The 26,380-nt window shown below is 70.3% G+C and carries 24 protein-coding genes, 2 tRNA genes and 1 rRNA gene; 11 read left to right on the top strand and 16 right to left on the bottom strand.

All coding sequences use genetic code 11. From position 1 onward, the window contains the following. A 16S ribosomal RNA gene (locus tag HNQ09_RS15000) occupies nt 1-92 on the top strand; the annotation flags it as partial. A gap of 149 nt (nt 93-241) precedes the next feature. Here HNQ09_RS15000 and HNQ09_RS15005 read toward each other — a convergent pair. The 6 genes from HNQ09_RS15005 to HNQ09_RS15030 all read right to left on the bottom strand — a co-directional run bounded on the left by HNQ09_RS15005 (nt 242) and on the right by HNQ09_RS15030 (nt 5,768). Beyond that, on the bottom strand, nt 242-745 hold the full coding sequence (locus tag HNQ09_RS15005) for a CarD family transcriptional regulator (protein ID WP_184030963.1): 504 nt from the start codon (nt 743-745) through the stop codon (nt 242-244). 290 nt (nt 746-1,035) lie between these two features. Then, nucleotides 1,036-1,803 carry an ABC transporter permease subunit gene (locus HNQ09_RS15010; protein WP_184030965.1) on the bottom strand — a complete coding sequence of 256 codons (768 nt, stop codon included), beginning with the start codon at nt 1,801-1,803 and terminating at the stop codon, nt 1,036-1,038. Next, nucleotides 1,800-2,732: an ABC transporter ATP-binding protein gene (locus HNQ09_RS15015; protein ID WP_184030967.1), complete on the bottom strand. Its 933-nt coding sequence runs from the start codon at nt 2,730-2,732 to the stop codon at nt 1,800-1,802. Before HNQ09_RS15015 ends, HNQ09_RS15010 begins: the two co-directional genes overlap by 4 nt. Further along, entirely contained in the window at nt 2,729-3,922 is a 1,194-nt protein-coding gene (locus tag HNQ09_RS15020) for an ABC transporter permease (RefSeq protein ID WP_184030969.1), read from the bottom strand. Before HNQ09_RS15020 ends, HNQ09_RS15015 begins: the two co-directional genes overlap by 4 nt. 79 nt (nt 3,923-4,001) lie before the next feature. Then, nucleotides 4,002-4,904 (bottom strand): ABC transporter substrate-binding protein, encoded by a 903-nt coding sequence (locus tag HNQ09_RS15025; RefSeq protein WP_184031181.1) that lies wholly within the window; start codon nt 4,902-4,904, stop codon nt 4,002-4,004. A 99-nt stretch (nt 4,905-5,003) separates the two neighbouring features. After that, nucleotides 5,004-5,768 (bottom strand): HesA/MoeB/ThiF family protein, encoded by a 765-nt coding sequence (locus tag HNQ09_RS15030; protein WP_184030971.1) that lies wholly within the window; start codon nt 5,766-5,768, stop codon nt 5,004-5,006. Nucleotides 5,769-5,844: 76 nt separating this feature from the next. Between HNQ09_RS15030 and HNQ09_RS15035 the strand changes: the two genes are divergently transcribed. From HNQ09_RS15035 to HNQ09_RS15045, 3 genes are all read left to right on the top strand, one after another. Beyond that, nucleotides 5,845-6,411: a glycerol-3-phosphate acyltransferase gene (locus HNQ09_RS15035; protein ID WP_246363407.1), complete on the top strand. Its 567-nt coding sequence runs from the start codon at nt 5,845-5,847 to the stop codon at nt 6,409-6,411. Beyond that, nucleotides 6,408-8,558: a hypothetical protein gene (locus tag HNQ09_RS15040; protein ID WP_343057849.1), complete on the top strand. Its 2,151-nt coding sequence runs from the start codon at nt 6,408-6,410 to the stop codon at nt 8,556-8,558. The genes HNQ09_RS15035 and HNQ09_RS15040 overlap by 4 nt, the downstream gene beginning before the upstream one ends. Before the next feature lie 117 nt (nt 8,559-8,675). Continuing rightward, on the top strand, nt 8,676-10,439 hold the full coding sequence (locus HNQ09_RS15045) for a copper amine oxidase N-terminal domain-containing protein (protein ID WP_246363408.1): 1,764 nt from the start codon (nt 8,676-8,678) through the stop codon (nt 10,437-10,439). A gap of 21 nt (nt 10,440-10,460) precedes the next feature. Here HNQ09_RS15045 and HNQ09_RS15050 read toward each other — a convergent pair whose 3' ends face one another. The 3 genes from HNQ09_RS15050 to HNQ09_RS15060 are packed head-to-tail and all read right to left on the bottom strand — an operon-like array spanning nt 10,461 to nt 12,561. Next, complete coding sequence (locus tag HNQ09_RS15050) at nt 10,461-11,327, bottom strand: 4-(cytidine 5'-diphospho)-2-C-methyl-D-erythritol kinase (protein WP_184030976.1); 867 nt, start codon at nt 11,325-11,327, stop codon at nt 10,461-10,463. Further along, nucleotides 11,324-11,977 (bottom strand): 2-C-methyl-D-erythritol 4-phosphate cytidylyltransferase, encoded by a 654-nt coding sequence (gene ispD / locus HNQ09_RS15055; protein ID WP_184030978.1) that lies wholly within the window; start codon nt 11,975-11,977, stop codon nt 11,324-11,326. Before ispD ends, HNQ09_RS15050 begins: the two co-directional genes overlap by 4 nt. Then, a complete protein-coding gene (locus HNQ09_RS15060; protein WP_184030980.1) occupies nt 11,974-12,561 on the bottom strand; it encodes a UbiX family flavin prenyltransferase in 588 nt (195 codons plus the stop codon). Before HNQ09_RS15060 ends, ispD begins: the two co-directional genes overlap by 4 nt. Nucleotides 12,562-12,631: 70 nt before the next feature. Between HNQ09_RS15060 and HNQ09_RS15065 the strand changes: the two genes are divergently transcribed. The 5 genes from HNQ09_RS15065 (at nt 12,632) to rpoZ (ending at nt 14,917) form a co-directional block, all read left to right on the top strand. Beyond that, complete coding sequence (locus HNQ09_RS15065; RefSeq protein ID WP_184030982.1) at nt 12,632-13,237, top strand: single-stranded DNA-binding protein; 606 nt, start codon at nt 12,632-12,634, stop codon at nt 13,235-13,237. Between the two features lie 5 nt (nt 13,238-13,242). Then, nucleotides 13,243-14,004: a metallophosphoesterase gene (locus HNQ09_RS15070; protein WP_184030984.1), complete on the top strand. Its 762-nt coding sequence runs from the start codon at nt 13,243-13,245 to the stop codon at nt 14,002-14,004. A 156-nt stretch (nt 14,005-14,160) separates the two neighbouring features. Further along, a tRNA-Asp gene (locus tag HNQ09_RS15075) sits at nt 14,161-14,236 on the top strand. A 21-nt stretch (nt 14,237-14,257) separates the two neighbouring features. Further along, a tRNA-Phe gene (locus HNQ09_RS15080) sits at nt 14,258-14,333 on the top strand. 284 nt (nt 14,334-14,617) lie between these two features. Beyond that, on the top strand, nt 14,618-14,917 hold the full coding sequence (rpoZ, locus tag HNQ09_RS15085; RefSeq protein WP_184030986.1) for a DNA-directed RNA polymerase subunit omega: 300 nt from the start codon (nt 14,618-14,620) through the stop codon (nt 14,915-14,917). Between the two features lie 85 nt (nt 14,918-15,002). On the opposite strand, the gene HNQ09_RS15090 is transcribed toward rpoZ, so the two are convergent. Beyond that, nucleotides 15,003-16,817, bottom strand: a complete 1,815-nt coding sequence (locus HNQ09_RS15090; protein ID WP_184030988.1) for an N-acetylmuramoyl-L-alanine amidase — start codon at nt 16,815-16,817, stop codon at nt 15,003-15,005. Nucleotides 16,818-17,098: 281 nt separating this feature from the next. On the opposite strand from HNQ09_RS15090, the gene dnaE reads away from it, so the two are divergent. Further along, on the top strand, nt 17,099-21,103 hold the full coding sequence (gene dnaE, locus HNQ09_RS15095; RefSeq protein WP_184030990.1) for a DNA polymerase III subunit alpha: 4,005 nt from the start codon (nt 17,099-17,101) through the stop codon (nt 21,101-21,103). A gap of 62 nt (nt 21,104-21,165) precedes the next feature. Then, nucleotides 21,166-22,209 carry an HNH endonuclease signature motif containing protein gene (locus HNQ09_RS15100; RefSeq protein WP_184030992.1) on the top strand — a complete coding sequence of 348 codons (1,044 nt, stop codon included), beginning with the start codon at nt 21,166-21,168 and terminating at the stop codon, nt 22,207-22,209. A gap of 41 nt (nt 22,210-22,250) precedes the next feature. On the opposite strand, the gene HNQ09_RS15105 is transcribed toward HNQ09_RS15100, so the two are convergent. The 6 genes from HNQ09_RS15105 to HNQ09_RS15130 all read right to left on the bottom strand — a co-directional run bounded on the left by HNQ09_RS15105 (nt 22,251) and on the right by HNQ09_RS15130 (nt 26,271). After that, nucleotides 22,251-22,436 carry a hypothetical protein gene (locus HNQ09_RS15105; protein ID WP_184030994.1) on the bottom strand — a complete coding sequence of 62 codons (186 nt, stop codon included), beginning with the start codon at nt 22,434-22,436 and terminating at the stop codon, nt 22,251-22,253. Nucleotides 22,437-22,526: 90 nt separating this feature from the next. Then, nucleotides 22,527-23,606 (bottom strand): PilT/PilU family type 4a pilus ATPase, encoded by a 1,080-nt coding sequence (locus HNQ09_RS15110; protein WP_184030996.1) that lies wholly within the window; start codon nt 23,604-23,606, stop codon nt 22,527-22,529. A 33-nt stretch (nt 23,607-23,639) separates the two neighbouring features. Then, entirely contained in the window at nt 23,640-24,128 is a 489-nt protein-coding gene (locus tag HNQ09_RS15115; protein WP_184030998.1) for a DUF488 domain-containing protein, read from the bottom strand. A gap of 63 nt (nt 24,129-24,191) precedes the next feature. Then, nucleotides 24,192-24,776, bottom strand: coding sequence for a DinB family protein (locus HNQ09_RS15120; RefSeq protein WP_184031001.1), 585 nt, complete (start codon nt 24,774-24,776; stop codon nt 24,192-24,194). 4 nt (nt 24,777-24,780) lie between these two features. Further along, nucleotides 24,781-25,380: a 5-formyltetrahydrofolate cyclo-ligase gene (locus HNQ09_RS15125; protein ID WP_184031003.1), complete on the bottom strand. Its 600-nt coding sequence runs from the start codon at nt 25,378-25,380 to the stop codon at nt 24,781-24,783. Between the two features lie 6 nt (nt 25,381-25,386). Then, nucleotides 25,387-26,271: an acyltransferase gene (locus HNQ09_RS15130; RefSeq protein WP_184031005.1), complete on the bottom strand. Its 885-nt coding sequence runs from the start codon at nt 26,269-26,271 to the stop codon at nt 25,387-25,389. Nucleotides 26,272-26,380 lie beyond the last annotated feature (109 nt).

A 26,380-nucleotide genomic window follows, 5' to 3' on the forward strand; every position in this document is an offset into this window, starting at 1 on the left:
CCGCAAGGCAGGCGTCTAGACTGTGGTTCATGACTGGGGTGAAGTCGTAACAAGGTAACTGTACCGGAAGGTGCGGTTGGATCACCTCCTTTCTACTCGCTCCGCACTTCTTCCCATCGCCGCTTCTGCGGCCCTGCACGCATCTGCCCTGCACCCCCCACCTCCGTGGGGGGTGCGCGCTTTGTTGCTCCGAAGCGCTGCGACGCGGGAGGCCGGGCTGACAGCCTCCCGCACCGTTGCTTCAGTTGGGTGTCTCGTCCCAGGCGTGGCCGAGCAGCTTTTGCACGTCCTGGGCGCATTGGTCTTCCAGTCCCCGGACCTCTTGCTCAAGCAGACGGATGGCGCGGCGAAAGGCCTGACGGTCCAGATCGGGCAGGCCGCGTTCGATGTTCCAGCGGCGCAGCTCGCAGGTCAGGGTCGCGAGTTCGTAGGGGTCGGCGCCAACCAGAATCTCGGTCACGCGGCGGTGCCGGGCGGCCCACTGGCGCGGCAGATTCAGCTCCTGACCCACTTGAAGCCGCTTGAGCAGGTGGGGCATATCTGCTGTGGTCAGGGCGGCGCGCATCCCGGCCCCCTCGGGAGCGGCCACCGGCACGAAAGCGCGGCTGGCCGTGTTGGGGAACTCGATCTGGTAGTAGGCGTGGCTTTCCCCGGCGACGGGGCGCTGACAGGTGCCGCACACCACGCCGATACCGTAGGGGGGAAGAACGACGCGGTCGCCAGGCTGGAAGGAAGAACTTTTCACCGGGATCACCTCTGCTGCCAGAACGGAAAGAGCGGTGGAAGCAAGCGTGGCCGCCTGATACGGCCTCGGGTGGGCGGGTCGCCCTGGGTCCGGAATCCGAGGCTCCGCCTCCGAACGCCAGCGGCCCAGCACAAGGCTGGGCCGCAGAGGTTCAGGAGGAGAGGGGCGGAAAAGCCCTGGCGAGACGGGGAGCCTGCTTGAAGCACCTGTTTCGCATGATTCTCACTTTAGCAGCCTTGTGTGAGTGCTGTATCTCAAGGGCGCTGCGGGTGACGGGGGGTCGCGCCGCCTCAGAGACCAGGGTCAGTGGGGGAGGCCGCGGGAGGCGTGGGCGCGGCCAATCCCAGCCACGCGTCCAGGCTGAGGGCCAGCAACGCGGACAGGACGGCCCCGGCCAGAACCAGGCCGGTGTTCTGCTGCGACAGGCCATTGATGATCGGCTCGCCCAGCCCCCCTGCCCCCAGCGCTGCCCCCACGGTTGCGGTGCCCACGTTGTAGACGGCGCTGGTCCGGACGCCTGCCAGCAAGGCCGGCCGGGCCAGCGGCAGCTCGATGCGGCGCAGCCGCTGGGACGGGGTCATGCCCATGCCGCGCGCCGCGTCCAGCACGCCCCGGTCCACGGCCAGCAGGCCCGCGATCCCGCTGCTGACAACCGGCACCAGCCCGTAGGCCAGCAGCCCGAGCAGCGTGGGGGGCCAGCCGAAGCCCAGCACCGGCACCGCGAGCGCGAGCACCGCGAAGGTCGGGACCGTCTGTCCCAGGCCCACCAGGCTCTCGGTGAGGTGGCGCAGCGCCTCGCGGCCGGGCCGCGTGACGGCGACGGCGAGCGGCACGCCCAGCAGCGCGGCGCCCAGCGTGGCGGCGGCCACCAGACCCAGGTGGATGAGCGTGAGGCGCCACAGCGGGGGGTCAAAGCCCAGCAGCTCGCCCGCCGACAGTGGCTGCACCAGCCGGGGCAGCACGCCGGGCAGCAGGCAGACCAGCAGCAGCAGCGGCCACAGCAGGGCCTCCCAGGCCCGGGCGCGGGGCAGGAGACGCCCGGACAGGCGGGCGGTCACGCTCCGGCCTCGGCGGCGCGCAGGTCGGCCCAGCTCAGGACTCCCAGGGGGACCCCCTCCCGCGTCACGGCCAGGCGGTCACGGCCCTCGCGCAGCATCACGCCCAGGGCGCTGCGGGCGTCGAGACTGGCCTCGATGGTGGGCAGGCCCGCCGGGTCGCCGGGCCGCGCGAACTCGGCGGCCTGGCGTCCAGCAAGCTGGCGCAGCGCCGCGTCCTCGCCCAGGAACTGGCGCACGAACCCGCTGGCCGGGCGGTGGATCAGGTCGCCCGGTGTGCCGAACTGCGCGAGGCGGCCTCCTTGCATCAGCGCGATCCGGTCTCCGAGCCGCAGCGCCTCGTCGATGTCGTGGGTGACCAGCACGACCGTCTTGCCCAGCCGCCGCTGGATTTCCCGGAAGGCGTCTTGCAGCGCGTCGCGGGCCAGGGGATCAAGCGCTCCGAACGGTTCGTCCATCAGCAAGACGGGCGGGTCGGCGGCCAGGGCGCGGGCCACCCCCACCCGCTGCGCCTGCCCGCCCGACAGCTCGCCCGGCCGCTTGGCGCGGTAGAGGGCTGGGTCGAGGCCCACCAGTTCCAGCAGCTCGTCCACCCGCCGGGCGGTGTCGCGGCGGCCTTTGCCCAGCAGTTCGGGGACGGTCGCCACGTTCTGCGCCACCGTCAGGTGCGGAAAGAGGCCGATCTGCTGAATCACGTACCCGATGCCGCGCCGCAGCGTCTCGGGCCGCAGCGCGCGGGTGTCCTGGCCGCCCAGCAGAATGCGGCCCGCGCTCGGCTCGGTCAGGCGGTTGATCATCCGCAGGGTGGTCGTCTTGCCGCAGCCTGAGGGGCCGAGCAGCGCCGTGACCGCGCCCTCGGGAAAGGTCAGGTTGAGGTCCTGCACGGCGTAGGCCTCGCCGTAGCGCTTGTCCAGCCCCTGAAGTTCGATCATGCGGCCCTCCCCAGCCAGCGGCCCAGCAGCGTCTCCAGCCGGCGCAGCGCCGCGTCCACGCCCAGCGCCAGCAGCGCGGCGGGCACGGCGCCCAGCAAAATGAGGTCGCTGGCCGCGCTTTGCAGCCCCTTGAAGATGTAGCTGCCCAACCCGCCCGCTCCGATCAGCGCGGCGACGGCAGCCACCCCCACCAGCAGCACCGCCGCCTGCCGCACCCCGCTGAGCCACACCGGCAGCGCCAGCGGAAGCTGCACCCGCCAGAACAGCTGCCTCCGGGTCATACCCATGCCGCGCGCGGCGTCGAGCGCTCCCGGCGCCACGCCGTGCAGGGCCACCACGCCGTTGCGGACCACCGGCAACAGCGCGTAGAGCGTCATGGCGGTGAGGGCGGGAGCAGTCCCGATACCGCCCAGGCCCGCCGCGCGCAGCGCCGGGAAGGCGTCCGCCAGCGCCGAGAGCGGCGCGATCAGCAGCCCCAGCAGCGCGAGGCTGGGCAAAGTCTGGACCGCCGAGGCCAGCCCCAGCACCGCTCCCGCGACCCGCCGGCGCCCGGCGGCCCACACCGCCAGCGGCACACCCAGCGCCAGCGCCAGCCCCAGGGCGCCCCCCACCAGCCGCAGATGCTGCCCGAGTTCCTGCGCCCAGCGCGGTCCCTCGTTGCGGCCCTCGACGAGGACCGACCAGCGGTCCAGCCCCCCGGCCAGGAACAGGGCGAGGACGGCGGGCACCCAGGCCCAGGCCAGCCAGCGCTCCCGGCGGGGTCCTGCCAGCAGGCCGGCGCCGTAGACCGCCACCCCCGCCCCCAGCAGCCACAGCCACAGGCCGCTCGCCGCGCTTGCCCGCGCGATGGGGGGGGCGGCGCTGCCCGCCAGCGCCGCTCCGGTGCGGTCTCCCAGCAGCCAGAATCCCGCGAACACGGCCAGCGACGCCGCCAGCCCGGTCAGGCGCGGCGCGAGGCGAAAGCTCAGCAGCGGCAGCAGGGCCAGACCCAGCGCCAGGGCCAGCAGCGCCGGGGGCAGCCGCAGGAACTCGCCCGGCGCGAGGCGGTTGGGCCGCAGCAGCACCCACGGCAGCGCGGTCCCGGCCAGCAGCGGCAGGGTGGCGAGCGCCATCACCGTGCCCAGGCCGCCGGGGAGGGGGGGCCGGGACGCGGGCAGCGGCGGGGGGACGGAAGCCGCCGTGGCCTCCATCCCCCGCTTTCCGGAAGCCTTCACCGGTCGGGCTTGTTCCAGCGCGGAAAGAAGCCCGCCGGGGAGCCGCCCGCCGCGCTCACCTGATCAGGCCCTTGCCCTTCAGGTAGCTCTGCGCCACGTCGCGGGCGGCGCGGCCTTCCAGGGCGACCTGGGCGTTGAGGCCCTGCAAGGTGGCCTGGGTCAGCGTGGCGAAAGTCTTGTTCAGCAGCGCCTCGATCTGCGGGTTGGCCTTCAGGACCGCGCTGCGGATGATCGGCGCAGGCTGGTAGACGGCCTGGGCACCCTTCGGGTCTTTCAGCGCGACGAGCTTGAGGGCCGCGAGGCTGCCGTCGGTGCCGTAGGCCATCGCCGCGTTCACGCCGCTGGTGCCGCTGGCGGCGGCCTGCTGGGTCTGCGGGGGGGTCGCGCCTGCCAGCACCAGCTTCTGGTCGGGGCGCAGCTTGAAGCCGTAGGCGGCCTCGAAGGCGGGCATGGTGTCGGGCCGGTTGAAGAACTCCGGGCTGCCCGCGATCTTGAACTTACCGCCGCCCCTCAGGTAGCGGGCGAGGTCGGCCACGCTGCCCAGCTTTTGCGCCTGCGCGAGGGCCTGCGGCACGGCGATCACCCAGGTGTTGTTCACCTGCGCGGGCCTCAGCCAAGTCACGCCGTTTTTCAGGTCGAGCTGCCGGGCGTAGCCGTAGATCTTGCCGGGGTTCCCGGCCTCCTTGGCGCTGATCTTGGCCGCCGGGAACAGGTAGACCGCGTTGCCGGTGTACTCGGGATACACGTCGATCTCGCCCGCCAGGATCGCCTTGCGGTTGACCCCGGTGTCGCCCAGGTTGGTCTTGTCGGTGACCTCCAGCCCCGCGTTGCGCAGGGTGAGGACGATCATCTGGCCCAGGATCTGCGCCTCAGGGTCGAGTTTGCTGCCCACCACGATGGGTTTGGCGGCGGCGCTGCCCAGCAGCACGGCCACGGAGAGGGTCAGGACCTTGTTCATGATGAGCTTCACCGTACGCGCCCCCTCCCGGGGGCCGGGTAGGGTAGGTCACAAAGTAGGCCTGCCGGGCCGGGCGGGTCCCCCCGGCGGCGCGCCCCTTCAGGGGGTTTCGCTGGCGCGGGCCGCGGCCGCCGCGCCCAGCCGGATCACCCGGACCCGGCCCGTCAGCGCGTCGAAGGTCCACAGGCGGCCCCGCAGCACCTCGCCCACGCCCCCCAGCAGCTTGAGGGCTTCGAGCGCCATCACGCTGCCGACCACGTTGGGCAGGGGTCCCAGCACGCCCGCCTCGTCGCATGATTGGGCCTCGCCAGGGTCGGGAAACACGTCGCGCAGCCCCAGCTCCGGCCCGAACACGCTCGCCAGGCCGGAGGTTCCGCTCGCCGCGCCCCAGACCCACTCGCGGCCCGCGCGGGTGCAGGCGTCCGCGATCAGGTACCGCGCCTCGAAGTTGTCGGTCGCGTCCACGACCAGGGTGGCGCGGGTGACCTGGGCGTCAGCATTGGCCGGGCCGAGCGCGGGGGCCGTCCTGACCCGCACCTGGGGATTGAGGCCCTGCGCCCGCGCCGCCGCCACCTCGGCCTTGAGGCGCCCCACATCCGCCGTGCCGAACAGCGTCTGGCGGTGCAGGTTGCTGAGGCCCACCGTGTCCCCGTCCGCGATCACCAGTTCGCCCACGCCCGCCCCGGCCAGCTGCGCGATCACCGGCCCGCCCAGCCCCCCCGCCCCCACCACCAGCACCGAGGCCGAGCGCAGCCGCTCCTGCGCGCCCGCCTCCTGCCACTCGGGCACCAGCAGGGGCCGCGAGTAGCGCCGCAGCTCCGCGCGCGACAGGGGGGACCGGGGGGGGAAAGCGCCGGGGGTCATGCGGGAAGTCTAAGGCGGGCCGGGGCACCCCGCCGCCCGCGCGCCGGACCTCCGGGCCTCTAGAATGCCCGCTGACATGGTCCTCGCCGTCTTCTTCGTCTCGTACCTGCTGGGGTCACTGGTGGGGGGGGTGCTGTATTCGCGCGCGCGCGGCGAGGACATCCGGACGCGCGACCTGCCGGGCGGCAGCGGGACCTACCGCCAGTACGGGCCGGGGGCGGCGCTAGCCGTGACGCTGTTCGACGTGCTCAAGGGGGTTGCCGCCGCGCTGCTGGCGGGCGCGCTGCTGCCGGGGCAAACCTGGGTCGCGGCGCTGGGGGTGGTGCTTGGGCACTGCTATCCGGTGTGGTTCCGCTTTCGGGGCGGGGGGGGGATCGCCCCGCTGCTGGGCGCGCTCTTGGTGGCCGCCCCCGTGACGCTGGCCGGCATGCTGCTCAGCGCCCTGCTGGTCATCCCGCTGTACCGCGCCCGGCTCCAGGCGCGGGTGGGCCTGAACGCTGTGCCGGTCGCCACCGCCGTGGCCGTGCCGCTGGGCGCGCTGCTGGCCCTGCGCTTTGGCGGCCTGCCCGACCTGCTGGCCGGGGGCGCGGCGATGGCCGTGCGGGCCGCGCACCTGCTCGCCCAGGGAAAGCGGACGGCGTGAGGCGCCTTGCCCTGGTGGGCGCTCTCCGGCGGTGGAAGAACGCCCCGCTGCTGGTGCTGCTCGCCGCGCTGGGCGCTGGCCTGGGCGGCGGGGCGCGCGCGGAGGCCGTGCTGGAAGGCCGCACCCTGCGCTACGAGGACGGCCCGGCGCTGCGCTGGGCGCGCGCCTACCCCGCCGGGCTGGGCGACCTGACCTTGCCGGTGCAGCTGGGCGGCAGCGTGTACCTGGGCGCCGGGCCGGTCGTGTACGCGCTGAGTGCGCGCGACGGGACGCTGCTGGCCCGCTACGATCTGCCCGCCCCGGTCGCCTCGCTTGATCCGGGCGGCGGCACCCTGCGGGCGAGCACACGTGGGGACGGGTACGTGGAGCGTTTCACGCTGGGGCGCGCGGAGGACGGGGGCCGGGTGCAGGAGCGGGTGGTCTTTCCACCCGACCCGGAGGTCACCGGCTGGCTGGCCCGCGCGGCGAGCCTGGTCCCCGACGAGGACCTGGCGCGGGCGGCGCGCGAAGATCCCCTCAACCCCTTCCTGGCGCTGCGCGAGGCGCGGGCGGCGGGGCGCGACCGCTACGCGGCCCTGGGGGCGGTGCGCCGCGCGCTGGGGGGCGAACTGCCCTTTGCGGCCTGGGTGCAGCTCGCCGCCGGGCTGGACACCCTGGGGTATCCGGCGGCGGCCGACGTGGCCCTCGACCGCGCCCGCCGCGACGCCGCCGCGCGCGGCTACGACCCCGAGATCCGGGTCAGCCGCGCCGCGCTGGGCGCCTACGGGAATCCCAGCGGCTACCTGGGCACCCTGCTCGACCAGGGCCGCCTGGGCCGCGCGGAAGCCTGGATGCGCTACCTGCGCGAGCTGCATCCCCGCTTCGAGGGCGGCCCGGCGCTGTACGCCCGCTACGCCGACGTGCTCGACGCCCAGGGCCGGGGCGGCGAGGCCGAGGAGTGGCGGCAGTTTGCCCGCGAGCTGCGCGCCGGAAGCCTCTACAACCTGGGGGCGGAGGGTCCGGCGCGGGTCCAGGCCACCTTGCGGGCGCTCACGTTGGCGCTGGCGCTGGCGCTGGGGGCCGCGCTGCTCACCCTGACGGCGCGGGCCTGGCGGGTGCAGGGCGAGGACACCCGGCGGCTGGGGGGCCGCTGGCGCTCCTGGGGCCGCAGGCCCCTGTTCCGGGTGCGCCGCAGCGCCGTGCTGTATGCCGGGTGGGGCGAGCGGCTGGGGCTGACCGCGCTCGCTGCCGGGCTGGTCGTCAGTCTGGCCGGCTGGAGCTGGGCCAACACCACCTCGGCGCGGCTGCGCGCCCCGGCGCTGAACATCGGCACCTACGGGGGCGGCTGGTCGGCGGCGCGGCTGGCCGACCTGGAACTGCGCGCCACTCCCGACACGGCGCTGCTGACCGGACTGGCCGCGCAGCTTGACGGAGACGCCGCTGCGGCCCGCGCCCGCTACGCCCGAGCGGCGGGGGACCCCTGCGCGCTGAACAACCTCGCCGTGATCGCCCAGGAACGCGGCGACGTGGCCCAGGCCCGCCAGAGCTACCGGGCCGCTCTGGCCGCGCGGCCCGACCTGGCCGCCGCCGCCTTCAACCTGGGTCTGAATCCCGCCTCGCCCGGCACGGCCTTTCAGCGCGCCTACCGCTCCGGCGAACCCCGGCTGTGCTACCCGGGCGACCGCAGCCTGGCCCGCGCGGTCAGCGGCGACCTCAGCGTGACGCTGGGCGGCTTGCTGCGCGATCCGCTCTCGGCCCTGACCCCCGGCCCGGGCCGCAGCGCCCGGCTGGGCTGGGCCTTTCTGGGGGCGCTGGCGCTGCTGGCCGCGCTGGCGCTGAGCCTGCTGATCCCGCGTCCGGCGGGGGCCGAGCGGCAGGGGCGCCCCGCCGCCTACCGCCTCGCCGCGCTGCTGCTGCCCGGCGCCGCCCTGCTGGAGGGCGCCTGGGGGGGCGTGCTGCTGCTCGCCTGGGCCGCCGCCCTGGCCGCCCTGGCGCCGCTGACCGGGCTGACCCGTTTCGCCCCGCCGTTCGGCCCCGCCGAGCCGGGAGTGCGCGCGGCGCTGCTCACGCTGCTGGCCCTGACCTACGCCCTGAACACCGCCGCTTTTGTCGGCGCGGAGCTGAGGCACGTCCGGCAGCGGCGGCGGGAGGCCCGCGAGGACACCTGACCGCGCCGCCTGCGCTCCCGCGCGCGGTACGGCGCTCCTCACCTTCCCTTCACCCGGGAGGTGGGCCGGGCCACTTTCCGGCAGACAGCGGTCAGCCCCGGCCCGCATACTGTCCGGATGCCTGCGAAGTTCCGTCTTTCTTTTCCCCCGGTCCAGCCGGGCGTGCGCCGAAGGTCGCGGGCGCTGCTCGCGGCGCTGGCGCTGGGCCTGAGCGCCCCTACGGCGGCCGCGCTGGGGGCCGTGCAGCTCACCGTGACCACCGACCAGCCCCTGGCCTACCGCAACGGGGTCGCGACGCCCTACCCCGCGCCGCCCCGGCTGGTGAACGGCAAGACCATGCTGCCGCTGCGCGAGACTGCCGCGCTGCTGAATCAGACCCTCTCGGAGGTGGGCGGGCAGTGGCAGCTTGGCCGCCTGACGGTAGACCCCGCGCGGGGCAGCGCCTTTCTGGCGGGGGCCGCCCAGCCGCAGGGCAACGTCGCCAGCGTGGGCAGCACCCTCTATGTCAGCGTGCGGCTGCTGGCCGACGCCCTGAACGCCACCCTCAGCGTGGAGGAGGGCGGGCGCACCCTCACCCTGACCGCGCTGCGTGAGGGCGGCAATCCGCTGGCCCCGCAGGCGCGTTTCTCGACCGACAAGGCGACCTACGCGCCGGGCGAGCGGGTGGTCTTCACCGACTATCCCTTCGACCCCGACGGCGCCGACATCGTGAGCCGCAAGTGGACCGGGCGGCAAGACGTGTACTTCCAGCCGGGCAACTACACGGTCACCCTGCAAGTCACCAACAGCCGGGGCCTCCAGAGCGCGCCGTTTACCCGCACCCTGCGGGTCGAGGGCGCGCCGGTCGATTCGCCGCTCAGCTACGCCCTGAAGTACGCCGAACCCGGCGACCGCTTTCCCGACCCCGCCGTGCTGACCTACCCGGTCGCCCCGGTGCAGGCGGTTCCCGGCCCCAGTTATCCGCTGCTGTTCAGTGACAGCCCGGAGGCGCCCACCCAGAGCGGCGTGCTGTACCAAGACAGTCTCGCGGGCCGGGCGCGGCTGCTGGCCTACCACCTCAACGCGCTCAGCAAGCCTGCGCGGCTGTACGTGCTGGCGCGCAACCTGGAAGCCCGCCCGGTGGAGGTCCGCACCGAGCGCTCGGGCGAGACGGCGCCCACCCGCATCGAGGGCCTGCTGGGACAGGTCACGCTGCTGGACTATTTCGCCAGCGCGGGGGGCGCGGTGCTGAACCTCGCGCCCGGCCAGAGCGCCGCCGTGTACGCCAGCCCCACCCTCAACCCGGGCAGCGGCGTGAACCTGATGCAGGACCTCATGGCCTCGGGGCGGGTCGAGCTGACCTTCCTGATGCTGGAAGAGGGCCTGCCGCCCACCGCCCAGGTCGCCCAGCAGCTGCCCTACCTGCCGATGGACGGCAAGCACCAGCGCGGCACGTTTCCCAATGCCGTGCGCTCCTTGCGGGTGAACCTGGGCAGCCTGCCCGCGCGGCTGGTGATCGGGGACGGCCAGCTTGACCCGGCGATGACGGGCGTGGACCGGCTGACGGGCTTGCCGCAGCGCCTGGTGGGCAACTACGGGGTGCTGTACGACCTGGAAGTCACCGGGGCCGCCGGAACCGCCGTCGCCTTTAGCCCGCGCGGGGGCCTGTACCGGGGCGCCATGCAGGTGCAGGACGGCCCGATCGAGCAGACCATCAAGCTGCCGCGCACCGGCAACGCCCTGACCCCCGACCAGCCGGTGCTGCTGTGGCGCGCCCAGAGTGACCGCCTGAACATCGACTTCGTGCCCGCCAGCGGCAGCAACTTGCCGGTCAGCCTGGTGTTCTACCGCGCCCGGCCGCAGACAGGCTTCGGGGGCCTCTACAAGACCTACCAGCCCTGAGGTAGGGCCGGGGGAGAGGGGTCAGAGCGTGTGCGTCGCCTCCACCCACCACGCCGGATAGCGGGCGCGCAGCAGGCGGGCGGCGTCGTGGGCCGCGTCGTCGCTGGGGGCCAGGGCGAAGCAGGTGGCGCCGCTGCCGCTCATCAGCGGGGAGCGCAGGCCCACTGAGGCCAGGGCGGCCAGCGCCTCGCGCACCGGGGCGTGGCGGGCGGTGACGGGGCCTTGCAGGGCGTTGAAGTAAGGCGCAGGGCCGCTTCCGGTCAGCCCCGCCAGAAGGCCGTCCACGTCCAGTTCGGGGGTGAATTCCTCCTCCTCGTCGAGCCAGGCGTAGGCGTCGCGGGCGCTGACCTCCACCCCCGGGTTGACCAGCACCAGGGCTGTGCGCGGCACCGGCAGCGGCGTGAGCACCTCCCCGACCCCCTGCGCCAGCGCCGCCCGCCCCAGCAGAAAAAAGGGCACGTCGGCGCCCAGCGTCAGGGCCAGCCGCGCGAGGTCCACCCCCGCCGGGTACAGCCGCGCCAGCGCCATCAGGGTGGTCGCGGCGTCGCTGCTGCCCCCGCCCAGGCCCGAGGCCAGCGGCAACCGCTTGTGCAGGGTGATCGCGGCGCCCCCCGGCGTCCCCGCCGCGTCCAGGTACGCCCGCGCCGCCCGGTAGACCAGATTGCGCCCGTCGGCGGGCAGCTCGGCCCCCTGCACCCGCAGGCTCAGGGCCGGGGCCGGGGTGATCTCCAGCTCGTCGCCCACCGCCAGCGGCACCATCACGGTGTGCAGCTCGTGGTAGCCCCCCTGGCGCAGGCCGCGCACGCTCAGGCCCAGGTTCACCTTGGCGGGCGCGAGATAGGTCGAGGTGACGGGACTCGGAAAGGGCGGCGCAGGCTGGCCTGTCATCGCTCTCCAGCATCCCACAGCCGCGCGACCGCGTGGGCCAGGGCGAGGTCACCGGGGGCCGTGACCTTGAACAGCCGGGGGTCGCCGGGGACCAGCGTGACCGCCCCGCCCTGCCAGGCGATCAAGCCCGCGTCGTCGGTGGCGGCGTAGCCCTGCTCGCAGGCGGCCCGGTGCGCCCGCAGCAGCTCCCCGCGCGCGAAGGCCTGCGGCGTCTGCACCGCCCAGAGGCCCTCGCGCGGCACGGCGCCCTGCCACTGTCCCCCCTCGCCCCGCACCAGCGTGTCGGCCACCGGCAACGCGGCGGTCGCGGCCCCGGTCTCGGCCACCGCCGAGAGCAGCGCCCCCACCACCCCGGCCGGCAGAAAGGGCCGCGCCGCGTCGTGGACGAGCACGATCCCGGCCGAGGTCGCTTCCAGCAGCCGCAGCACGCTTTCTTGCCGGGTCTCGCCGCCGGAAATCGCCCGCGCCCGGAGTCCGGCGGGCAGGTCCATGCCCGCCGGCAGCGCGACCAGCACCTCGCCCACGTGCGGGGCCAGCGCCGCCACGCTGCGCGCGAGCAGGCTCTGGCCCGCGACCTCCACGAAAGCTTTCGGCCCGCGCCCCAGGCGGGTGCCGGAGCCGGCGGCGGGAATCAGGGCGGCGACCGTCACGCCGGATCCGTCTCCTTCCAGCGCCGGAAGCCCGGCACGTCCAGCCCGAACTGGTCGAGCACCCGCGCGGTCACGAAATGCAGCAGCTCGTCCACGTCGCGCGGCGCGTGGTAGAAGCCCGGAGAGGCGGTCATCACGGTGGCCCCCGCGTCGAAGGCCGCGAGCATGTTCGTCAGCATCGGGCGCGGGAGGGGGTCTTCGCGCAGCACCAGCACCAGCGGGCGGCGCTCCTTGAGGGTGACGTGCGCCGCCCGCGAGAGCAGGTTGTCGGCGAAGCCCCCCGCCACCTTGGCGAGGGTGCCCGCGCTGCACGGCACGATCAGCATGCCGCCCGTGCGAAAAGACCCGCTGGCGACGGACGCCCCCAGGTCGCGGTCGTCGTGGGTGACGCTCGCCAGCGCGGTGAGGTCAGCCAGGGTCGGCCCGCCCCCCTCGGCGGCCATCACCCGCTTGGCGCCGCTGGTCACGATCAGGTGCGTCTCGACTTCCAGGTCGTGCAGGGCCTGCAACACCGCCCGCGCGTAGGGAATCCCGCTTCCACCGCTCACCCCGACGACCAGCCGCCCCCCGCCCGCAACAGACATGGGAGGCAGCGTAGCAGGCAGGCACGAACCCGTGCCGGAGGTCCCCCGCGCCCGCTAGACTCTGCCCCATATGGCCGACCTTGACCGTGTTCGTGAGGCCCTGCGCGCGAGTCTCACCGCCTGGGCGGTGGCCGAGGTGCGCGGCGACCAGGCCCGCGTGACCCTCTCGCCCTCTCCCGACGCCCTCGCGCAGCAGCTCGGCGCGGTGGACCCGGCGTGGTCGCTGGGCTGGCACTGCGATCATGTGGCGCCTCCGGTCGTGCGCGCCCGCCTGAGTGTCCTGGGCATGACCCGCGAGGGGCTGGCGGCGGGGCAGACCCTTCAGGACGCCAAGCTGCGCGCCCTGGCCGACGCCGTCCGCTTTTTCGGGGTGCCGGTGCCCACCGAGGCCCAGTGGGTGGAGTACGACCCCGAGGAGGGCGCCAACACCTCGGACCTCGACGCGGAGACCGAAGCCGCCGCGTCCCCGGCCCGCCGCGCCGCGCCGCTGCCTCCCGAGCCGCCCCGCGATCCCCAGATGGACAAGGCCCGGCGCCACATCGACGACCTGATGGAGCAGATCCGGGCGGCGGGCAAGGGCCGGGAGGTCGCCCACCTGACGCTGCGCGGCTACGGCGAGAGCGTGGAGGAGAGCCGCGCGATCTACAAGGAACTTCAGGCGATCTTGCGGGGCTGAGGGGGGTGTTCAAGTTCATCGCGGTGGGAGATGTCCACGCCGACTGGGCCGGGCTGTGGGCGGCCCTGCGCGCGGCGAGCTGCGTGACCCCCGGCGGCCTGCCCACGCCGCCCGTACAGGCGGGGGTGTATCAGGTCGTGCTGCTGGGCGACCTGGTGCATCCCAAAAACGAGCGCGATTACGCCCGCCTGATCGGCACGGCGCGCTTCGACCCTGGCGACCCGGATCACCTGGCGCGGGCGGCGCGCGCGCAGGTGACGCAGCTTGAGCGGCTGCGCGCCTACCAGCTCGCCGCGCCCCACGCCGTGCATGTGCTGCTGGGCAACCACGACGACGCGGTGCTCAACCTGACCCACCTGCTGGGCACGGGCAGCGGCCTGGTGCATGTGGAGTTCGACCCGGACCACGGCGGCGTGCCGCTGCCCGGGCACCTGCGCGCCTGGATGCAGACCTTTCCACGCGAGCTGCGCGTCGGCAGCGTGCACTTCGCCCACGTCTCGCCGCTGCCCGCCCATACCCACTACGACGACTTCTTCTATGCCGACGCTGGGGCCAAACGCTGGTTTCGCGACACGCCGGACTACGTGCGGATGGCGGGCCTGAGCTTCGGCGTGTACGGGCATACCCAGCTGGGGGGCGGCATCCTGCTCGATGAGGCGTCGGGCTTCGCGATGATCGACGCCCTCGCGGACCGCGAGTATCTCGAACTGCTGCTCGATCCTGCGCGTCCCCAGCCGCTGCAAGGCGTGCGGGCACTGCCCTTCTGACGGCCGGAACCACGGGAAGCGGCGCTTGAAGTGGCGTTGGCGGGGGTGCCTTGCTTCCGTCAACGGTCCGGACTGGCCGGTGAAGTGTGGCCGTGTTGACAAGGCCCGGAGCCGCCGCTATCCTTAACCCCGCTGCTTTTTGCGGCGAGCGCGGATGGTCCGGTAGTGTAGCGGTTAGCATAACTGCCTGTCACGCAGTAGGTCGCGGGTTCAAATCCCGTCCGGACCGCCAAGGTTCCCCCAGCGGGAACGCGGCTAGGTAGCTCAGCTGGTAGAGCAAACGACTGAAAATCGTTGGGTCGCCGGTTCAAGTCCGGCCCTGGCCACCAAGAGGAACCCCGTCCACGTGCGGGGTTCTTTCTCTTTGGACCCGGCGTGGCCGCCTCTGCCTCGGTGTGCCTCTGCGGCGCGTCCTGCCATATCCGGGTCGCTGTTGAGGCGGAACCGTGCTCGGGAGCGACCTCTTCTCAAGTGGGAGCGCGCAGACCAGCAAAAGAAAGACAGGGCTGGCGCGCTCCCCGGCGGCGAGCTAGACTGAACGGCTGAATGCGCCCGGCGCCTCTGTGCCTGTGGTTGAGGGACAGGAGCGCGACGGACGAAAAGGGGTTTTACCATGGCCGAAAAGGATATCGACAAGTTGCTTTCCCTGACCGACAGCAAGTACCGCCTGTCGGTGGTCACTGCCAAGCGCGCCCTGCAACTGCGCTCGGGAGCGCCCAGCGTGTTGCCGGTCGAGCAGCGCGTCCGCACCCACAACCTCGTCACCCAGGCCATGCGCGAGCTGGCGACCGGCAAGCTCACCGTGGGCACCGAGCTGATGGACGAGGGCCGTTTTCATCAGGATTACGTGCGCCAGAAGCAGGCGCAGCTGCAAGCGCAGCTCAACGCCGAGCGTGAGCGCGAACGCGACTGAGCTTCCCTGAGCGCGCGACAGGAGGGACACCGCGAACTTCGGCGGTGTCCCTCTCTGTGTCGGCGCGGGCTTTGGCCCTTCCCGTCTACTTGGCCGCGTCGCCCAGCAGACTGCTGGCCGTGACGCCGCTGACCAGCGCCTCGCGGATGCCCTGCGCGATGCCCAGCGCGACCCGGTCGAGGTAGTTGGCGTCTTTGAGGTTCAGGCCGTCGACCGGGTGGCTGGCGTAGCCGATCTCGACCAGGGCAGCGGGAATGCGGCTGTTGCGCAGCACGGCCAGCGAGCGGTTGCTGCGCAGGCCGCGCGAGAACGCGCCCGTGGTCTCCACCATGTTCTTTTGCAGCAGCCCGGCGAGGGTGCTCGACAGCGGGTGGTTGGGGTTCCACCAGGTTTCCACCCCGTAACCGCGCAGGGCCGTGCTGGCGTCCATCGCGTTGACGTGGATGCTCACGAACAGCTGGGTGCCGGGCGTGCCCATCCCGGCGCGCAGTTCCAGATCGGTGTTCTTGCTGGGATGCAGCTCGCGGTCGCTGTCGCGGGTCAGCACCGCGTCCACGCCCGCCGCCTTCAGCAGGTTGCGCACCCGCAGCGCCACGTCGAGGTTGACCTGCTTCTCGGTCACTGCGGCCACGGCGCCGGGGTCTTTGCCGCCGTGCCCCGGGTCGATCACCACGCGCGGCTGCACCAGGTTCGCGCTGAAGGCCAGAATCGCCGTGCCGCGCGTGACGGGGGTGGGCGGCACTGCCGCCAGCGTGCGCTCGCGCGCGGTCAGCGGCGTGAGGTCGGCCAGCGCGGGCGAGAGGTCAATGGCGAGGCGCGACAGGCGGCTTCCCTCCAGCGGAGGCACCAGCAGGGCGCGCCAGCCGCTGCGCTCGGTCAGCGGCGTGCCGGTCAGCAGGGTGACGTTGACGCCCGTGGCGGTCGGCTCGTAGCGCCACCCGCGCACCTCCGGGCTGACGTTTTGGGCGTTCAGGGCGCTGGCGGTCACGCCGCTCAGCTCCACCCGCAGGCCGATCCCGCCGGGAACCAGCCGGTAGCTGGCGCCCGGCGGCAGGTCCAGCACCAGGCGCGTCAGGCCGGGATTCTTGCCCACCCGGGGCGCGCCCAGCGGCGCGGCGCCCTGGGCCGGTCCCGCGGCGCGGCCCGCCAGCGCGCTGGGCTTGTTGGTGTCCTGCCCGGGCAGCGCCGGAGCCGGGGGCGGCAGCGTCCCCCGGGCCGCCGGGGCCACCGTGTCTCCCGGCGGCAGGTGGTCCCCGGCCAGCGCGGGGGCGGCGGGCGCCGGGGCGCTGGGGGCGGCGCTGGCCGCCACTCGGGGCGCCGCAGGAGCCGCCGCCACGCTGGGGGTCGAGAGGGTCCGCACCAGCGCCCGCAGCGAGGCGCTCGCGCCGCCCGAGAGTGTCGGACCGAACTCCACGATCAGCACCCGCGTTCCCGAGGCCAGGGTCGCCTCGCTGGCCCGCCAGCCCTCGGTCAGAGACAGCGGAAAGGGGGTCACCAGCGTCACGCTGCCCCCCCCCGCCCGGTACTCGCTGACGCTGGCCCCCAGCCGCGAGGTCACCGCCGGAAGCACCCGCGCCCCCCGCACGTCCAGCCGCAGGCCCCCAAACGTCGGCGTGAGGGTGTAGGTCACGCCCGTGGGCAGGTCGAACACCACCCGCGTCTGGCTGCCGTCGCTGCTGCTGCGCGGCGAGCCGAACGCCGCGCTCGACACGCCCGTCAGGCTGTTGAGGCTGGCGGCCGGAGCTGGGGCCGCTGCCTGAGGCGCCACCGCCGGGCCACGCAGGCTGGGCCGCGTCTGGGCTGGGGCCGCCCGCTGAAAGGGATCACTCTGGGCAGAGGCGCCGGAACCCGCCCCACCGCATAGCAGGATGGATGAGAGCAAGATGACATGCGGCTTCATTTGGGTCCATAGTGTACCGATTCCGTGTGAGAAAGGCACTGTTCGGCTCATGAGTTCAGCTCCGGAAGATAGGCAGATGGGGCCAATCGGCAAAGGGCGAGCAAGGATGCATGAGATATACCCGGTCCCTATGACAAGAGTCTTACAGACAAGCAGAAGGGCATGGTTGTACGGCAGAGGCCGCGACTGTTGAGCTGTGGGAGTGGCCCGGCCGGGGAACCTGCCCCCGTCAAGGCCCGGCGCCACTGACCCGCACCCAGCCCCCGGCCTAGACTCTGGGCATGACCGCGTCCGCCGACCCTGCCCCCCATATTCATCTGCCGGACGGCTCGTGCTGCGCGCCCAGTGCCGATAACAAGCCCAGATTCGCGCACCTGCACCAGCACACCCAGTACAGCCTCCTCGACGGCGCGGCGAAGCTCAAGGACCTCCTGAAGTGGGTCAAGGAGGTCACGCCGAATGACCCCGCCTGCGCCATGACCGACCACGGCAACATGCATGGGGCGGTCCACTTCTACAACTACGCCCAGGCAGCGGGCGTCAAGCCGATCCTGGGCTACGAGGCGTATGTCGTTCCCGGCCAGGGCACGAGGCGCGACAAGAAGCCCGGCGTCAGCGGCGAGAAGGGCATCTTCCACCTGACGCTGCTGGCCCGCGACTTCGAGGGCTACCAGAACCTCTGCCGCCTGAGTTCGCGCGGGTACACCGAGGGGTACTACTACAAGCCCCGCATCGACCACGAACTCTTGCAGGAGCACCACAAAGGGGTCATCGCCTTTTCCGGCTGCCTGGGGTCGGAGGTGCAGCAGCTTCTGCTCCAGGGCCGCGAGGACGACGCCAAGCAGCGCCTGCTGTGGTACCGCGACCTCTTCGGCGAGAACTACTTCATCGAGATTCAGGACCACGGCCTGCCCGAGCAGCGGAAGAACAACCCCATCCTGAAGGCGTGGGCGCAGGAACTCGGCATCGGGATGGTCGCCACGAACGACGGGCACTACGTCAAGAAGACCGACGCGACCGCCCACGAGACGCTGCTCGCCATCCAGACCAAGGCCACCCTGGCCGACGAGAACCGCTTCAAGTTCCCCTGCGACGAGTTCTACGTGAAGGGCCTGGACGAGATGCAGGCGGCCCTTCCGGTGAGCGAGTGGGGCGAGGAGCCGTTCGACAACACGGCCCATATCGCGTCCATCTGCAACGTGGACCTGCCCGTCGGCAAGAAGCGCGTCTACCAGATGCCCGCCCTGCCCATCCCGGAAGGGCGCACGATGGCCGAGGAACTGCGGGTGCATACGTACCGGGGGACGGTCAAACGCTACCCGGCACACGCGACGGAAAGCCTGCTGCGCGACTATGCCCAGCGGTCGCTGGAGGCGCTGGGTGCGGAGGACAAGGCCAAGGTCCTCTCCAGGGTCAAAGGCTGCGACGCCACCACCTGCGACCTCGAAACGCTCCTCACCCTTCTCGCCTTCATGGGGAGCGAGTGGGAGGCGCGCGGCAAGGCGGCGGGGGAGAAATACACCAAGTACCCGGCGCTGGAGGTCATGGAAGCGCAGGCCGAGGCAGGCCAGCTGCCCCCCTACGCCCACGAGGACTGCCGCAAGGCCCGCCAGGGGGACAGCGACACCGCCATCGAACTCGACCCCACGGCGGACGGCGAGGAGACGACCAAGGCCCACCACACCCACGCCCTCGTCATCCTGCGCCGCGCCGAGTATGAACTCTCGGTCATCAACAACATGGGTTTTCCCGACTACTTCCTGATCGTCGCCGACTACATCAACTGGGCGAAGGACCAGGGCATCAGCGTGGGGCCGGGGCGCGGGTCGGGCGCCGGGTCGCTCGTCGCCTACGCGATTCGCATCACCAACCTCGACCCCCTGGAATTCGAGCTGCTGTTCGAGCGCTTCCTGAACCCCGACCGCATCTCGATGCCCGACTTCGACATCGACTTCAACGACGCCCGGCGCGGCGAGGTCATCGGCTACGTGCAGCAGAAGTACGGCGACGACAAGGTCGCGCAGATCGCCACCTTCGGGACGATGGCGAGCAAGGCGTGCCTCAAGGACGTGGCGCGCGTGATGGGCCTGGAATACGCCAAGGTGGACAAGGTCTCCAAGCTGATCCCGATCAAGTTCGGCAAGTCCTACTCGCTGGAGCAGGCCCGCGACGCGGTGCCCGACATCCAGCAGATGCTGGCGGAAGACGCGCAGCTTCTGGAGGCCTACGAGTTCGCGCAGAAGCTCGAAGGCCTGACCCGGCACGCCTCCGTCCACGCGGCGGGGGTGGTGATCGGCCGCGACCAGCTCACCGACCTCGTGCCCGTCATGCGCGACACCTCCGGCGAGGGCATGGTCTGCCAGTACGACATGAAGGCCGTGGAGGACATCGGCCTGATCAAGATGGACTTCCTGGGGCTGCGGACCCTGTCTTTTCTCGACGAGGCCAAGCGGATCATGCGCGAGTCGCAGAAGATCGAGATCGACTTCGACGCGATCCCCTTCGACGACGCCCGGACCTACGAGTTGATGAGCCGGGGCGACACCAAAGGCGTTTTCCAGCTCGAAGGCGCGGGCATCGCGGACGCCTCCCGCCGCCTCAAGCCCCGCCGATTGGCCGACATCATCGCCCTCTCGGCCCTCTACCGCCCCGGCCCGATGGAGAACATCCCCACCTACGTGCGCCGCCACCACGGGGTCGAGGAAGTCGATTACGTCAAGGACGGCTTTTCCAACTCGGCGCAGTGGCTGGAAAAGATCCTGGCCGAAACCTACGGCATCCCCGTCTATCAGGAGCAGATCATGCAGATCGCCTCCGAGGTGGCCGGGTTTAGCTTGGGCGGCGCCGACCTCTTGCGGCGGGCGATGGGGAAAAAAGACGCGCAGGAGATGCAGCGTCAGCGGCAGATTTTCGTGGACGGGGCCGAAAAGAACGGGGTGCCGCAGGATGAGGGCAACAGACTCTTTGATTTGCTGGATGCCTTTGCAAATTACGGATTTAATAAATCACATTCAGCCGCATATGGTGTAATTACATATCAAACCGCGTGGCTAAAAGCAAACTATCCAGTCGAATTTATGGCGGCACTTTTAACTGTAGAGCGCCGCGACTCCGACAAGGTGGCCGAGTACGTCAGTGACGCCCGCAAGATGGACGTGCGGGTGTTGCCGCCCGACATCAACCGTTCCGCCGCCGACTTCGCGGTGCAGGGCGAGGAAATCCTCTTCGGGCTGTACGCGATCAAGGGGCTGGGCGAAGCGGCGGTGCAAAAAATTCTGGAGGAACGTCAGCGGGCCGGAGAGTTCCGGTCGCTGGCCGACTTCTGCTCGCGCCTGGGCAACAAGGTCTGCAACCGCAAGGCGATGGAGTCCCTCATCAAGTCGGGGGCCTTTGACCGCTTCGGCGAGCGGCGGCAACTGATGGAGAGCCTGGAGGACGCCGTGGAGGACGCCGCCGGAGCCGCCGAGATCAATGCCCGCGCCCAGAGCGGCATGAGCATGATGTTCGGCGTGGACGAGGTGAAAAAGGAACGTCCCCTGCGCGCGGGAGTCGACCCCTACACCGACCTTCAGCGCCTCGCCATCGAGAAAGAATCGCTGGGCCTCTACATCTCCGGGCACCCGCTGGAGCAGCACGAGGGTCTGCGCGAGGCCGCGAGCTGCCGCATTTCCGACCTGGACGCCTGGTTCACGACCCAGAACGTCGCGCCGGGCAAGCGGGTCAAGGCGGTGCTCGCGGGCATGATCGAGAGCGTGGTCAAAAAGCCCACCAAGTCGGGGGGCATGATGGCCCGCTTCATCCTAGCGGACGAGTCGGGGCAGACCGAACTGGTCGCCTTTTCCCGCGCCTACGACCGCATTCAGGAGAAGCTGGTCAACGACACGCCCGCGCTGGTGATCGTCGAGCTGGAATCCGAGGACGGCGGCCTGCGCGCGATCGCCGAGGAAGTGGTCAGCGTCGAGCAACTGGGCGAGGTGCCCAAGGTCATGTACGTGACCATCGACCTGGAGACGGCCAGCCCCGACGCCGTGGGCGAGTTCCAGAGCGTGCTGGACGAACACGCCGGGTCCATGCCCACCTACCTGCGGCTGGAGACGCCCGAGCAGTTCGTGCTGTACCAGCTCGACCACAACATGGGCAGCCCCGACGCCATCCGCGCCCTGAACAGCACCTTCCCCTGGGCCGACGCCTACCTCGCCTACGACCAGGGCACCATCCTGAGCCGCTTCGCACCCAAGCCGCCCGCGTGGATGAATAAGCAGGGGGGGCGGGGGATGCAGGCGTAAAGGAGTCGTTTAGAGTGGCGAGTACAAATAAATTTGGACTCAGTAGATATATACCTGCTGAAGTGGAAAGAGAAGTCAGGAAACGCTCTGGTTTCGGATGCATAATATGTGGAAGAATTTTCTGTGACTATCACCACCTCGAAGAATTTTCTACCGTAACAGAGCATGATCCAAGTAAAATAGTATTGTTATGCAAAGAGCATCACGGTGATGTCACTAATTCGAATCCGGCTAACAGGAGAATATCCAATGAGACTCTTGAGAAATATATTCGCTCACCGTATGGAATCACAAAAGGACATAATAGATGGGAGAGCGTAACAGACATAAAAGGTTTGCGTTTGGGCAATTTCTTTTTTGAGAATACTAAAATAATACTGAGAATAGATGGCAGGAACATAATCTCGATTTGCGGAGCAGACGATTTTTTTCCTTCTGCAAGCTTAAACGCAATATTTTTTGATCATGAGGGGAGAGAAGTATTAAGAGTGGAGAGGAATTTGATAAAGGGCAATACGGACTCTTGGGACTTTCAGAGCACTGGAAACCTAATCACTATTAATAACAGCTCCAAAGATATCGCGCTATCCGTAAGATTTGGCAGTGACGGTGTGGCAGTTGTTGAAAGATTAAAGATGCGTTACATGGATAGTATAATAGAGATTACGCCAAATGGTTCTATGATTGCCAAGTTTGGATGTGAAGCTTCCGCGTCCATAACTTTAGTAAGTGAAGCTAAAGTAACTGGAGCCGATGTTGCAGTTGAAGTAAAAGAAGGGTCTATGATGATCGGGAGATCTGAAAGAACATTGTATGCCAAAGGAGCCTCTAGGGTTGGTTTTAGGCCCGCTGGAACGAGGAGGCAGACATCTGACGCCGGTATTGAAAAAGAACCTATCAATCATAGCCGTCAAAAAGAACCGAATAGACTAGATTTCAAAGGCATGTCTGGCGGATTAAAAATTGATATAGAGGGTCTAGAATATTCTAGGGGTATGACACCTATAAAGCTTGACAAAAAATCTGTTCAGATAGGTGTTCCTACTAGGAGCGAGCACGGAAATAATAGTATGTACGTAAAGAAATTAGAGATCTCTGGAGAATAATATTTAGGTTCATAACGTCCAGGTGAAGACGCGCGGATTTTTTACGCCCTCTTCCCACCCGTCAAAGGATTCCGCCCCAGCACCGCCGTCACCAGCACCAGCCCGGCGAAGCCCCCGATAATCACTTTCTGGGCTGGTTTGCCGTAGAAGAAGGCGAAGAAGCCCACCATCGCTCCGACAAAGCCTGCCACCAGCCGTTCCTCGGGTTTCATCTGCTCATGTGTCATGGCCGCATTCGACCTGTCCAGCGCTGCGGCGAACGCGCCCCCGCTCACTGTGTGGGGACGCGCTCAAGGGGGAAGGGCTTTTTCCCGGTGCTAGGCGAACTGCCGCTTCATCAGCATGATCTTGAGTTCGTGGGGGCTGGTGGCCGACTGGAGGGCGTCTTCCTCGGTCATCAGGTCGTCTTCGACAAGTTGGGCGAGGTGCTGGTCGAAGGTGTGCATGCCGCGCGCGCCGCCTTCTTGCAGGGCCTGTTTGATCTCGTCGGTGCGCTCGGGGTCCTTGACGCACTCGCGGACGGTGGGCGTGCCCAGCAGGATTTCCATGCCCAGCACCCGGCCCCCGCCCTTGCGCGGCAGCAGACGCTGGCTGACCACGCCGACCAGACTTTCCGAGAGGCCCAGGCGAATCTGGTCGCGCTCGTGTGGGGCGAAGAAATCGATGATGCGGTTGACCGTGCGGATCGCGTCCTGGGTGTGCAGGGTGGAAAAGACGAGGTGGCCCGTCTGCGCGGCGGAGAGGGCGGCTTCCACCGTCTCCTTGTCGCGCATCTCGCCGATCAATATCACGTCGGGGTCCTGGCGCATGGACGCCCGCAGACCGGCGGCGAAAGTCAGGGTGTCGGTGCCCAGTTCGCGCTGCGAGATCATGGCGGTCTTGTCGCGGTGCAGGATCTCGATGGGGTCTTCGAGGGTCACGATGTTGACCGGACTGGTCGCGTTGATGTGGTCGAGCAGGGAAGCCAGCGTGGTCGTCTTGCCCGAGCCGGTGGGGCCGGTGACCAGGACCAGCCCGCGCTCGTGGGCGGCGAGCGCCCCGAAGGTGGAGACCGGCAGGCCCAGGTCGGCAAAGGACGGAATGGGCTTGTCCTCGATCACGCGCATGATCAGCCCGACGGTGCCGCGCTGGTGGTAGGCGTTGACCCGGAAGCGGGCGACGCCCGGCACCCCGTAGGCAAAGTCGGCGTCGCGGCGCTGGGCGAAATCCTCCCACAACCCGGGGCGGGTCATCATCTCGCGGGCGAACAGCTCGACGTGCTCGGGATTCAGGCGGTCTTCCCCGAAGCGGACGATGTCGCCGTTGACCCGCGCGGCGGGGGCGCTGCCCGCCCGCAGGTGAATGTCACTGGCTCCCGACTGCACCATCACGCCCAGCAGGGCCTGTAAGACGCTCATGCCCGCGACTCTAGGGGCGGGCCTCTTACAGATTTACTGCCGGGTGCCCGGCGCCCCCATGACCGGCGCCCCCGGCACCCGCAGATGCACGGTCTCGCCCACCAGCCCCAGCGCCTGCAAACGCGCGGCGATCAATGAGCGGTGGCACGTCTCCGGGTCGGCCTCGTAACACAGCAGGCAGGTCCGCTCCTGCGCCGCGAGGGCGCCGAGCTGCTCCAGCGCTTCGCCCTGGGCGGCGAGGTGCGCGTGGTAGCCGCGCTCCAGCAGCGCGAAATCGTGCTCCAGCCGGTACGCCTTGCGCAGGCTGGGTGGCGTGCCCAGCGGCCGCAGGTGCGTGTAGCCGATGCCCTGCTCCTCCAGCGCCCGGCTCAGGGCGGTCTTGCTGTAGCCCGGGCGGCGGCTCTGGGCGCGCTCGCGGGTGTCCACCAGCCGGGTCACGCCCGCCGCGCGCAGGGTGTTCAGAAAGTCGGCCAGCTGGGCACCTTCGTAGCCGACGGTCAGCAGGGCAGGGGGGGAGATCATGCGGGTCAGGGTAAGGGCAGGCCGCCGCGCGGAAGGTGGCCGCCTGCCCTTCCCCGCCCGGGTCTACTCGCCCAGCGCCTTCACGTCCTTGGCACCGCGCAGCCGGCGGCTTTCGAGGTCGGCGTGCTGGGTGAGGTAGCGCAGCCAGGCTTTGGGGGTCAGCTCGCCCAGGCCGTTGTGTTCGACCGTCAGGCCGTCTTGGGGGGGCGCGGCGGCGAGTTGCCGGGCGAGGTCCACCGTCTGCGACCGCGTCTGCGAGAGCAGGTCCTGAAGCTCGCGCAGGGTCGTGCCCGCGCCCGGCTTGTAGGGGTGGTGCTCGTCGCGGACGAACCCGCGCTGCCCCAGCGCCACCCGCAGCCGCTGCTGGCCCCAGCGCTCCAGCCCGATGATGTGGGTCAGCACGCCCCGGTTGGCGTCGGTGTCGGCGGCGCGGGCGGCGCGCTGCGCGAGCAGGAGGCCGCCGCGCTCCAGCCCCTGCCCCAGCTCGGGGTAGCTCAGGCGGGCGGCGGGGCGCTCCAGCGCCTGCGCCACGAACAGGTCTTTCACGTCGTCCTTGCGGTAACGCGCCACGTAGGCGGCCCCGGCGGCCACCCCGACGGTCGCCACCGTGACGACGGCGGGCACGAACACTCGGTTGCGTCTGGTCATGAACTCAGTCTAAAGCGTGTCCAGCAGCCCGGCGCGGAACTTCCACCACGCCCCCCGGCAGGCCGATCAAGCTCACCCACGAGTCGGGCGGGCAGGGCAAGGTCTCCAGCAGCATCAGCGGGTGGGCCAGGGTGTACTCGGGCACGCCGAGCTTCAGCCCCTGCGCCCCCCAGCCGAAACCCTTGCCCAGCCGCCCCCCCGCGCGGTCGGCGGCGACGCAGGCGAGGACGGCGGCCTGGGCGCCCTGCGGCCTCAGGCGGGGTTCGCCCACCTGCGGCATCGCTTTCAGGACCGCGCCCGCCGGGTCGCGCAGCTGCCAGTACCAGCCTGCCTTGTGCTGGTGGGGGACATAGAGGGTGACCCCGGCTTGCAGGGCCAGCCGCCGCAGCGGCTGGAGGGCGCGCTCGGGGCCGACGATCAGCGTCCGCAGCGCGGCGACCTCCGGGTGGGCCCGCAAGGCGGCGGCGGCCTCCCGCGCTCCTGTGAAGTGGGGATGGTGCCCGTGCGGCGGCAGCGGATACGCGCAGGCCCGCGCCCGCAGCAGCGCCGTCCAGACCGCGTCGCGCTGGGCGCCGGGCGAGGTGGGCGGCGGGGTCCCGGTCAAGGCGGCTCAGCCTTCTCCCATCTCCTCCAGGGTGGGTTTACGGGTCTGGTTGGGGGTGGGGCCGGGAAAGCGCGGGTTGGCCTTGCGGCCCTCGTCGTGGGGATAGACGCGGGCGTCCACCCGGGTCTCCTGGGGGTCACGCAGCTTGTAGCGGGTGACCCTGGCAGGCAGACCCATCGCGATGCCGTGGGGCGGGATGTCGCCGCGCAGCAGGGCGTGGGTGGCGAGCATCGCGTCGTCACTGATCACGCTGCCCGCCAGCACGGTCGAGTGGTAGGTCACGCGGGCGCCGCGCCCGATCACCGTGCGGCGCAGGGTCACGTCGGGGCCGTCCAGGACCGAGTGGGTGTGGCTGTAGATGTTCACGTAGTCGCTGACCGACGCCCCGTCGTGCAGCTCGATGCCGCCGATGTCGTCCAGCAGCACGTGGCGGTGAACCACGACGTTGTCCCCGACCTCCATGTTGTAGCCCACCGAGAACTCCACGTTCTGCCAGCACTTGAAGTCGCGCCCCACCCGCCGGAAGATCCGCTCCGCGAGCAGGCGCCGCACCGGGATCCCGGTGACCGGGTTTTGCCCGACCGGGGTCAGGTCGAGGTTTTTCCACAGCCACAGCAGCGGCTTGACCGGGGCGAACTGCGCCGGGTCGGTCGCCAAGTAGTACTCGGCCTCAAAGGTCACGTTGCGCGCGTCGAGGTTCAGGGCGGCCAGCGGCGCGTCTGCCAGCAGTTGCCCGTACTCGCGCCCGTAGATCGCCTGCGCCAGCACCTCGCGGGCCAGCACGTTCCGGTCGGTCGCGGGGTCCGCGAGCCTCGCTTCCAGGTCCCGCAAAAAGTCGTTGTACGCGGCCTGCGCGTTCTCGTCGATGCTCACCGGCTTCAGCCACGTCACGTCCGCCACTGTAGCGCGCGGCCCCGCCGCCGCCATAGAGTTTAAAGCGGTTTTGGAAAACGTCTGGGACCGCCTCCCCCCACAGCGCCCGGAAACCCGCGTGCTGGCG

This window comes from Deinococcus budaensis (assembly GCF_014201885.1).
Lineage (GTDB): Bacteria > Deinococcota > Deinococci > Deinococcales > Deinococcaceae > Deinococcus > Deinococcus budaensis.